The organism is Siminovitchia jepli (assembly GCF_047228825.1).
GTDB lineage: Bacteria > Bacillota > Bacilli > Bacillales > Bacillaceae_C > Siminovitchia.
On sequence record NZ_JBFEGN010000105.1, the window covers coordinates 1 to 9539 of the forward strand.

Consider the following 9539-nt stretch of genomic DNA (forward strand, 5'->3'; position numbering starts at 1 on the left):
ATATTCCTCTCCATAAAACAAAAATACCACAGTCAAAATGACCGTGGTAGACCCAAATTTTATACTTTCTTATCTTTCAAAAAAGAATAGTCCTCTCACTAATAGTAATTTTATTTTCCAATTTTTAGGATAAAAAATGACAAAAGTCCCACAGTTTATGTCTATTATGTGAATATTTATAATAATTATCGCTAAAAACAAGTCTAAAGACCTACAAATATTTTAATTTTTATGTCCCAATTCCTTGTATCCATAAAATTCCAGCGAATAATACAGGCTTTAAGAATGAATTGTAACAGGACGACCGGCTGCCATTTCCGATCGCCCTATGTATCACGCGGGCCAAATCCCTACCGAGTGCCAGTCGATAGGCCGCGCATATTACGTTTGCCCTCCGTGGCCAAATCCCGTTACTCCGCCAATAGTAACGGCACATCATCGGGCTGTATCTTATATCGCCGGAACCCATTCGAAGCCATCCGGCAATTTTACGAGCTTGGCCGCCGCTGTTAATGTGCGTAGTTCCTTCTCGGTGACTTCTGCACAGCCGAGTACTGCCTCTTTACTCACGCCTGTTATTTCCCGAAATATTTCCGGCTCGATATTATACGTAGCGCCTGCCTCCGTATCGAAGTTGTACCATCCTACGACAGTCCTGCGATAAGATATTAGTCTCAATTCGTTCACTTTGAACCGCTCCCTTTCAACCGTTTATTTAACGCTGCCTTATACTCGATCAACCGCTTGCCCCTTCGCCCGTGCCTATCGTCTCGCTTTGTCGGATGTACGGCGCCCCATGCGGCGACCTTGCGCGTGTACCATGCTATACGTCTAGCTTGCTTCATTCCGCCTCGCCCTCCTTTATACTTCCGATAAAGTAACCGATAAAGAATGTTCCGAATGTCGCAAACAATACCGACATTAATTCCATTTTGACGACCCCTCCTTCATATATTACGTAATATCGTAATTCATTTCTTGACTCTAGTATAATTCCGCTATATCGTAATGTCAAGCGTTAATTTACGATTTTTCGTAATTAATGTATAATCCAATAAAAGGAGATGATCGGTATGGAAAAAGGACAAGAGGCGTTGGCTGCGCTATATAATGAAGGTAGGGAAAAAGAACGCGATCCGCTACGAATTCATGTACGATTAAAAGAAGTATTAAAAGAGCGGAACATATCGCAGAAAGAGCTTGCGGAAATGACCAATATTCGGCCGGCTGCAATTAGTGAGCTTGCGAATAACTTGCGAACGACTATCAACCGCGAACATGTCGAACGTATTGCGGAAGTATTAGGTATCGAAAAATTGGACGAGTTAATCATTTTCGAACACGAAAGCGAGCTTTGGAATCCGGGCAATCGAGCCGAACAGCAGGCGTATATCGACGAAGGATTGACGAAGGACTAAACTAGGCTTATAACCGTCTTTTTAGACGTTCAATGCCTTACGATACCTATTACACTAGCGAAACATTACGACTTCTAAAAAGGCGGGCATACCCCCGATATTTGACCGTAGAATCGAAGATAAAGCGTCTAAACGCTGATAAAGCCAAAGCGTTCGGAAATATCCCGTATCAAAACGCCAGAAGGTGCGCGCTTTACGAAAAAGGAGGCCCCGCCGGGTATCGCTAACCCCTCGACTTTTAAAATTCCGGCGGAAAATTTTTTGGTATTCGCATTTCCATTTTATGGTATCGAGATGTTTTTATACTTCGCGTTAGTCGAGGTTACTTGGCGCGGCCGGCCAGCGTTATATACCCCCCCGCCGGTCTTTTTTTTTATTCTCCCGCCTTACATAAAAAGAGACAGCCGCTTATTTTTCGACTGTCTTTTCTTCCTTCATTCTTGCGTATAATGTCGCACGCTTGACGCCTGTCAACTTGCATATGTCCGTTACACTTAGTCCGTTGTTCTCGCGATCATTCATTAGTTCGATAGCTTTACGTATATCTCGCTCGTTACTGCTTGCTGGTCGGCCCATGTGCTTCCCTTGCGCCTTCGCTCGTTCCCTTCCTTCGGTTGTTCTTTCAACGATAAGGTCACGTTCAAACTGCGCAAAGCTACCGAGTATATTGAATAGTAGCGTATTAATACTGCTTACGTTATCGCCAGCTTGGAACGTCATATTCTCCTTAATGAATACGATGCTTACGCCCTTATTGTTAAGCTCCGATACAATCTTATTAAGGTCGGTAATCGAGCGGGCCAATCGGTCTATCTTCGTTACATACACCGTATCTCCTGCCCGTACATTGTCGATCATGTTAGCGAGTTCCTTCCGTGGTGCTGTCGATGTTCCCGTAACCTTCTCGACATATAGACGCTCGCAGCCTTCCGCCTTTAATATCGCCTCTTGCGTTTCTAAGTCCTGCCCTACTGTCGATACCCGTGCATATCCGATTTTCATATCCGATAACCTCCGTCTAAAAGTTTGCTATATTTTATACTTTTAATTATAGACTAACTTCTAGACGGTTTCAAGCGGTATTTTCGAATAGTTTCCGGCGTGTTTTGCGAAAGTCTATAAGTTAACACTTTTAGACGATGTGTACGTTTTTGAACCTAATAACTTATATATAACTAATACGATTATCAAAGCGTTAGACTGGCCGAGCGGAAGCGTCAAACGGCTTACAAACTCCCATCTACTCCGATGCCTTTTTCGAGTTTCTTCTATATAAGCGCTCGTTTTCGGTATATCGGAGTTGTAAAGCGTTGTAAGGGTCGCGCGTAAACGCCTTGCGGCTGATAAAAGTCCGATAAATTACCGATAGCTACCGATGAAAAACGGCATAAAATCGGAACTAATCGGAAGCCTAAATCGCAAGATAACTAAAGTCTACTAAAGAACTTCGAAATAGTTCCTTCATTATAGCGCACGAAATAATCCGTTTTTGTTCGATATATTCGTTATGTCATGCGCTAATTTCCGATCAATCGGTAGTAAATCGGACTCCCCGAGTTTTCGAAGGCTGTCCGTGGTGAACGCGAAGGCTGACTATATCGTTCTTATTTTCGTTGCATAATGTCGCTGTATCTCGCTAAAGCAGTAACGCATTCCTTCTTATATAGCGTCAAATTCAGCGACTTTACAGCCGTTGCATCATTAATCAGCGGACACCAACGTTTACGCATCGCCCGCGACTTAGGACTCGAAAAAGTTCCGTATCAAATGTTGGATGTCGACGAAGACGAAGCGGAATACTTACTTATCGCGGATAATTGGGAGCGTAGAGGAAAGGCGGAGACTGACCCGATTAAAGTTTCACGAATACTTAAATTCCTCGAAGAATACTGGAAGAAAAAAGGAGAGTATGTCGAAGGGAGAGGAAATGCCCATAATAGGCATTTAAAATCCCAATCCGATTTAGCGGAGTTTATCGGTGAGACTAGGCAGACAACGCAACGTCTTATGAAACTCCACGACCTCATACCGCAACTACAACGGCTAGTATCCGCAGGCAAGCTAGGCACGACAGCGGGCGAACAATTGGCGCATTTATCGCCGGAAGTACAGACGGCTTTATACGAGCAGTTAGGCGAGGAAATAGCAAACCGTCAAAATGGCGGTTCGATGTCCGCCTGTTTTAAAGCCTTCTTTAATTCGCGTAATTCTTTGACGGTCATATCTTCGGGCTTTTTCGTCGTACCGTTGCTTAATTCATGTTCGACTTCGCGCGCTTCGGGCGGCAGGGTTGCTATTTCGTAGAGTGCTCGGAGTCCTAAACGTGGGTACGTACCCACATCTTCTAATTCGTCGTACACTCGGATAAACTTATTCGCCGTACTCCTATCAATACCGACTGTACCTTCACACCAACTCGCCCATTCACCGTGCGCCAGGTCGTTCTCCTTAACGTGCTTTAGTCGCCTACCAATCTCGAATATCGCCTCGCCTGCTACCCGTTGATAGGCGTTAAGGAAAACGCATAACAGCGGGCTTAATCCGCCCATTACTTGAGTAGTTGCAGCATGTTCGCACGTTGTGACGATCTTCTCCGAAAATCGGAGGACATGGAAACGAAGAAGCAATACACACGCCTACATACGTTGTGACTTCAAAACGGAGTACGTACTCCGAAATAGGGTTGAAGCAATACACACGCCTATGTACGTTGTGACCCACACCGGTGTGGAGTCGCGATATACACGCCTATATACGTTGTGACGATACGAGTTGATTACGACAAATTGTCGCAAACAAGAAGCAATACACACGCCTATATACGTTGTGACGACGGTAAACCCTACTGAAAATTTTCAGGGGGGGGGTGAACGATTACACACGCCTACATACGTTGTTACGGCGCAGGCAATCCGCCCATGTCCGCCATTGTTTCGAAATATAACCGGTCAAGCATCCGATCGATTACGCCATTAAAATAGCCCGGCAGATTGCGGATATTCTTCGTCTTTGTAGCCATGACAGCGGCATGTAACGCACGATAGCCGACTTCCTCTACGTCTTGCCTATCGAAGGCTTGTCCACGCAGTAGCGGTGTAGAATGCGCCTTGTAAACGCCATATAAGCGACTGACTAGCGGCTGATTGCCTTCGCCAATAGTCGAATGTATGAAGCCTTTAAATCGCACGTAAAACGGCTTGGAATCGTCCGAATACGTATCTGTAAGATTATTATTTAGTTTTAAATAAGTAATAGGTTCGTTCTCATTTTCGGACGGCTCAACGCTTGTTTCCGTAGGCGTTACGTCGCTAGACCGAGCGGACATTGACGACTGGACAACATAAGGCAATATGCGGTAAATGTTCGCACCATAGCCGCCGGAAACTACGCGCATGACCGTTACTTTTTCGATGATATTAAACTCGATCAGCTTCGCAATTGCACGCCGAATAGTACGGCCAGTCTTGCCTATGGCTGCCGCGATTGTAGCCGTTTTTAAGTGAGCCACGCCCGGATACTTGACGCTGTAACGCGCAAGCATTAATAAGACATCGCGGGCCGTGTCGTTTAGATCGTATGTATGAGCGCTAATATGTGCGCTGATTGCTTCGTTTAATTGCTGCTTATTTTCGAATGTTTGATAGTCGGATAGATACTGCATAATTAACGGACTCCTTTACGGTAGTCCTCCATCGATAGACAGCGCGCACTTAAATAAACGTTGCATATTCGCCTTTTTTGCGATATACTAACGTTAATTGAATTATAGTTTGAACCTGTTGGTGCAGGTTTGTACGCTGTCTTCCGGCTTGATTGTCGGAGGACTCTTTTTTTTTTATTTAGATTAGTTTTATCGGAATATCTCGTAATGGGCTTGTCCTGCGGCCAATGTCGATAATATCGTCCATCTGCAAGCCTCTTAGGTACTGCGTGGTAATGTCGATACTGCTATGTCCGAGTAAGCGCGATAAGGAATAAACGTCGATACCTTGCTTAATCTGCTTTTGCGCGAAGTAGTGCCGGCAATCGTGCGGACTGCATCTTATTTCCTCGCGTACCTTCGCCTTAGTGCCCGCCCGTCTTAGTATCTTGTTTACATTAGACCGGCTCATTCCGTCCGCCTCTTGATTCAAAAAGTAATAGTCATCGACCATGCTTGACGGTAAATGCTCAAAACGTAGTTTCTTCGCTCTTTCATAACGTTTCATTTGTCGCCTCATCTTCTTCGAAATATAGACGTAGCGCTCATGACTGCCTTTGCCACGTATAAAGATGCGGTCGAGAAATACGTCGCTATTCCTTATCCCGACTAGCTCGCTGACTCTAACGCCCGTCTCGAATAAAAATATAAGTATCGTCTTATCGCGAATGTTACTGTACGTCTGCGAGCCGGTCGAGTCGATTATCCGTTTAACCTCATCGTCAGTAAATGTAGAGATGACCGTCCGGCCTTCTTTAAGGTTCTTTATATTGGCCATCGGATTTTTCTCCTTACTAATGACCTCCATTTCGATGAGAAACTTAAAAAACACTTTTAACGTAGCCAGCCGATTATTAATCGTAATATTCTTCTCACGACCTAAGTTCTGCCTGTACCGAATAAATAGCTTGATATGGCGTTCTGTTACGAGGTCTACTTCATCGATGAATAGTTCGTCAATCATATACGTTTTCCAACTATTTAAACGATGTTGGCAAAGTGCTATATACTTTTTCGACAATCCATTTACTTGTTGTTCGAACTCAAATTCTTTGATAGCTTCGACTATTTTCATAACGAAAAAAAGCGCCCCTTTCACTCGATTAAAAGTAAAAGAGACGCCTTTTATAGTTGCGCGTTAAAACGTATTTGATTGTACCGTTTTTTATCGGATAGCTTAACGTCAATATCTACGCTGTTTATCCGCCAAGTAAGAACGCGTGTTCCTACTCCCACTCAATCGTCGCTGGCGGCTTGCTTGTGATATCATAAACGACTCTGTTGACATGTTCCACTTCGTTGACGATTCGGGTGGAAATTGTTTCGAGAACGTCCCAAGGAATCCGTGCCCAGTCAGAGGTCATGCCGTCAATCGACGTGACAGCTCTAATGCCGATTGTGTGATCGTATGTGCGGCCATCCCCCATGACGCCGACGCTTCGGATGTTGGGAAGCACCGTGAAGTATTGCCAAATTTCTTTATCCAGTCCGGCCTTTTTAATTTCTTCACGCAAAATGTAGTCGGACTCGCGGACGATTTCCAATTTTTCTTCGGTAATTTCTCCAAGCACCCGGATGCCAAGGCCTGGTCCCGGGAATGGCTGACGCCAAACAATTTCATCAGGAATGCCGAGTTCCGTTCCCAACGCCCGCACTTCATCCTTAAACAATGTATTTAGGGGCTCAATTAATTTGAATTCCATATCCTCGGGCAATCCCCCGACATTATGGTGTGATTTGATCGTTTGGGCCGTGGCTGTTCCGCTTTCGATGATGTCTGTATAAAGCGTGCCTTGGGCAAGGAATTCAATTCCCTTCAGCTTTGCAGCTTCATCGTCAAACACATAAATAAATTCGTTGCCGATGATTTTTCGCTTTTTCTCGGGATCCGTAACACCTTTCAGTTTGGATAGGAACCGGTCTTTTGCATCAACCATGATGACATTCATGTGGAAGCCTTCACGGAAAGTCTTCATGACGCTTTCCGCTTCGCCTTTTCTGAGCAATCCGTGATCGACGAAAATACAAGTGAGCTGGTCGCCGATTGCTTTATGAATCAGGACGGCAACTACCGAGGAATCGACACCGCCGCTCAGTGCGCACAACACTTTTTTGTCTCCCACTTCTTTTCTTATTTTTTCAATTTCAACATCAATGAAGCTTTCCATCGTCCAATCGCCTTTACAGCCGCAAATCTCAAACACAAAGTTTTTCAAAAGTTCATTTCCAAACTGTGTATGGCGGACTTCAGGGTGAAATTGGACGCCGTAAAAGTTTTTCTCTTCGTTGCTGATCGCTGCAATGGGGCAGGAAGGATTAACGGCATCTATGCTGAAACCTTCAGGAGCTTCCTTAACCAAATCTCCATGGCTCATCCATACGGTCTGATCTGTCGGGAGTCCTTTAAAAAGAGAAGACCCCTCTCTTGCTTGAATAGTTGCTTTTCCATATTCTCTTCCTTTTGCTCTTTCAACAACGCCGCCAAAGTGCATCGTCATGAGCTGCATCCCGTAGCAGATTCCCAGCACAGGAATGCCCAATTCAAAAATCCTTTCGTCACAGCGAAAAGCATTTTCCCCATATACGCTATTGGGGCCGCCCGATAAAATAATCCCCCGCGGATTGATGGCTTTGATTTCCTCAAGCGTAATCGAATGCGGATGAAGCTCGCTGTATACGCCAAATTCACGTATTCTTCGGGTAATCAACTGATTGTACTGGCTTCCGAAGTCCAATACCATGATCATTTCCTGATTTTGCAATTCTGTTTTTCCTGGCATGTAAGGCACCCTCCATATCTAAAAGCCTCCGCCGCAAGAACGGAGAACACTATATGAGACATCATATCATTAATTGTAAGTCTTGAAAAAGATCGTTCATAGGATCGACAATTTTTCTTATCTGCTCCTTATTATGGGCAGTATGTAAAAAAGCTTGCAGAGAAGGAGATCTCTTTTCCGCAAGCAAAAGCCGATTAAAAAATAAAGATGAAATATAATAGGAAGACGACAAAAAATCCGTACATAATAGGATGAATTTCTTTTGCCCTTCCTTTAACCAACATCGTGATTGGATAGAAAATAAAGCCGATGCCGATCCCGGTCGCAATGGAATAGGTCAATGGCATCGAGATGATTGTAAAAAAAGCAGGAACGGCGATTTCGAATTTTTTCCAATCAATCCCTCCGATTCCGGACACCATCAATACACCAACGATGATCAATGCCGGAGCAGTAACAGACGAGGTAATGACTCCAAGGAGCGGATAGAAAAACAGTGACAACAGGAATAAAATGGCTGTTACAATACTCGCAAAACCTGTCCTGGCCCCGGCTGCAACCCCTGCAGAGGATTCAATATAGGAGGTGGTTGTGGACGTGCCCAAAATGGCGCCCACTACTGTTGCGGAGGAATCAGCCAGCAATGCTTTTCCGGCCCGCGGAAGGGTATCTCCTTTCATGAGACCCGCCTGCTGTGCTACAGCAACAAGCGTACCTGCCGTGTCAAAAAAATCGACGAAAAGGAATGTTAATACGACAACAAGCATTTGGAGTGTGAACACTTCGCCAGGCGAATTGAAAATCGGCTCTAAAGCTGCCCCAAATGTTGGTTCAATGCTCGGCACAGGCCCCACAATTCCGGAAGGCTTGGGTACAACCCCGGTCACCATGCCGATTACGCCAGTAATCAAAATGCCGAAGAAAATGCTGCCATTTACGCCACGCGTCATTAATATGACTGTAATCACAATCCCGACAATCGCCAAGACGACGTTCCCGTCCCTTAAATTCCCCAAGCCGACCAGTACAGCTTCATCGCCAACGATAATTTTTGCGTTTTGCAAACCGACAAACGTGATAAACAGACCGATTCCCGATCCAACCGCAAGCTTTAATTCAGCGGGGATCGAGTTGATGATTTTTTCCCGTACACCAGACAATGATAAGATAACAAAAATGAGTCCCGAGAATAAAACGCCCGTCAAGGCTGTCTGCCATGGAATCCCCATCGTCAAAATGACTGTATATGCGAAAAACGCGTTCAAGCCCATGCCCGGCGCGAGCGCAATGGGATATTTTGCAAGCAGGCCCATCAATAAAGTGCCGATGGCAGCTGCTACAGCGGTTGCCACAAATACGGAACCATGATCCATTCGCAGTGCATCAGGCAAATCCTTGACCGTTTCGAGCGACAAGGTGATCGGATTTAAAATCAGGATATAAGCCATTGACAAAAACGTTGTTAAACCACCGATAAATTCTCGCCGATAATTGGTTCCCAATTCGTCGAATTTAAAATAGTTTTTCACCTTTGCTTTCCTCCATCTAATTTTCTATGGCGATCTCTTAAACGACCACCTGCTCAAAGCAGGTGGATTTTGACATAAATGTCGACGACTAAAGTCGTATTTCAGGCTGAAG

General features: G+C 44.8%; 9 protein-coding genes and 1 pseudogene. 2 read left to right on the forward strand and 8 right to left on the reverse strand.

Annotated features, from left to right (window positions below; translation table 11 throughout):
* Positions 1 to 450 precede the first annotated feature (450 nt).
* Positions 451 to 687, reverse strand: a complete 237-nt coding sequence (locus AB1L08_RS19935) for a hypothetical protein (RefSeq protein ID WP_144461142.1) — start codon at positions 685 to 687, stop codon at positions 451 to 453.
* Positions 684 to 845, reverse strand: coding sequence for a hypothetical protein (locus tag AB1L08_RS19940; RefSeq protein WP_186306513.1), 162 nt, complete (start codon positions 843 to 845; stop codon positions 684 to 686). The genes AB1L08_RS19935 and AB1L08_RS19940 overlap by 4 nt, the downstream gene beginning before the upstream one ends.
* 228 nt (positions 846 to 1073) lie before the next feature.
* Here AB1L08_RS19940 and AB1L08_RS19945 point away from each other — a divergent pair, with 228 nt between their 5' ends.
* On the forward strand, positions 1074 to 1418 hold the full coding sequence (locus AB1L08_RS19945; protein ID WP_144461141.1) for a helix-turn-helix domain-containing protein: 345 nt from the start codon (positions 1074 to 1076) through the stop codon (positions 1416 to 1418).
* Positions 1419 to 1826: 408 nt separating this feature from the next.
* On the opposite strand, the gene AB1L08_RS19950 is transcribed toward AB1L08_RS19945, so the two are convergent.
* A complete protein-coding gene (locus AB1L08_RS19950; protein ID WP_413066380.1) occupies positions 1827 to 2420 on the reverse strand; it encodes a recombinase family protein in 594 nt (197 codons plus the stop codon).
* Between the two features lie 618 nt (positions 2421 to 3038).
* Here AB1L08_RS19950 and AB1L08_RS19955 point away from each other — a divergent pair.
* Complete coding sequence (locus tag AB1L08_RS19955) at positions 3039 to 3722, forward strand: ParB/RepB/Spo0J family partition protein (protein WP_413066385.1); 684 nt, start codon at positions 3039 to 3041, stop codon at positions 3720 to 3722.
* Positions 3723 to 3775: 53 nt separating this feature from the next.
* On the opposite strand, the pseudogene AB1L08_RS19960 reads toward AB1L08_RS19955, so the two are convergent.
* From AB1L08_RS19960 to AB1L08_RS19980, 5 genes and pseudogenes are all read right to left on the reverse strand, one after another.
* Positions 3776 to 3967, reverse strand: a pseudogene (locus AB1L08_RS19960) (DUF3102 domain-containing protein); the annotation flags it as partial.
* Positions 3968 to 4314: 347 nt separating this feature from the next.
* Complete coding sequence (locus AB1L08_RS19965) at positions 4315 to 5079, reverse strand: helix-turn-helix domain-containing protein (protein WP_413066381.1); 765 nt, start codon at positions 5077 to 5079, stop codon at positions 4315 to 4317.
* A gap of 178 nt (positions 5080 to 5257) precedes the next feature.
* The gene (locus tag AB1L08_RS19970; protein WP_413066382.1) at positions 5258 to 6193 is read right to left on the reverse strand and encodes a tyrosine-type recombinase/integrase; all 936 of its coding nucleotides are present in this window, start codon (positions 6191 to 6193) and stop codon (positions 5258 to 5260) included.
* Between the two features lie 151 nt (positions 6194 to 6344).
* Complete coding sequence (gene guaA, locus AB1L08_RS19975; protein ID WP_413066383.1) at positions 6345 to 7898, reverse strand: glutamine-hydrolyzing GMP synthase; 1554 nt, start codon at positions 7896 to 7898, stop codon at positions 6345 to 6347.
* Positions 7899 to 8092: 194 nt separating this feature from the next.
* The gene (locus AB1L08_RS19980; protein ID WP_413066384.1) at positions 8093 to 9427 is read right to left on the reverse strand and encodes an NCS2 family permease; all 1335 of its coding nucleotides are present in this window, start codon (positions 9425 to 9427) and stop codon (positions 8093 to 8095) included.
* Between the last annotated feature and the right edge of the window lie 112 nt (positions 9428 to 9539).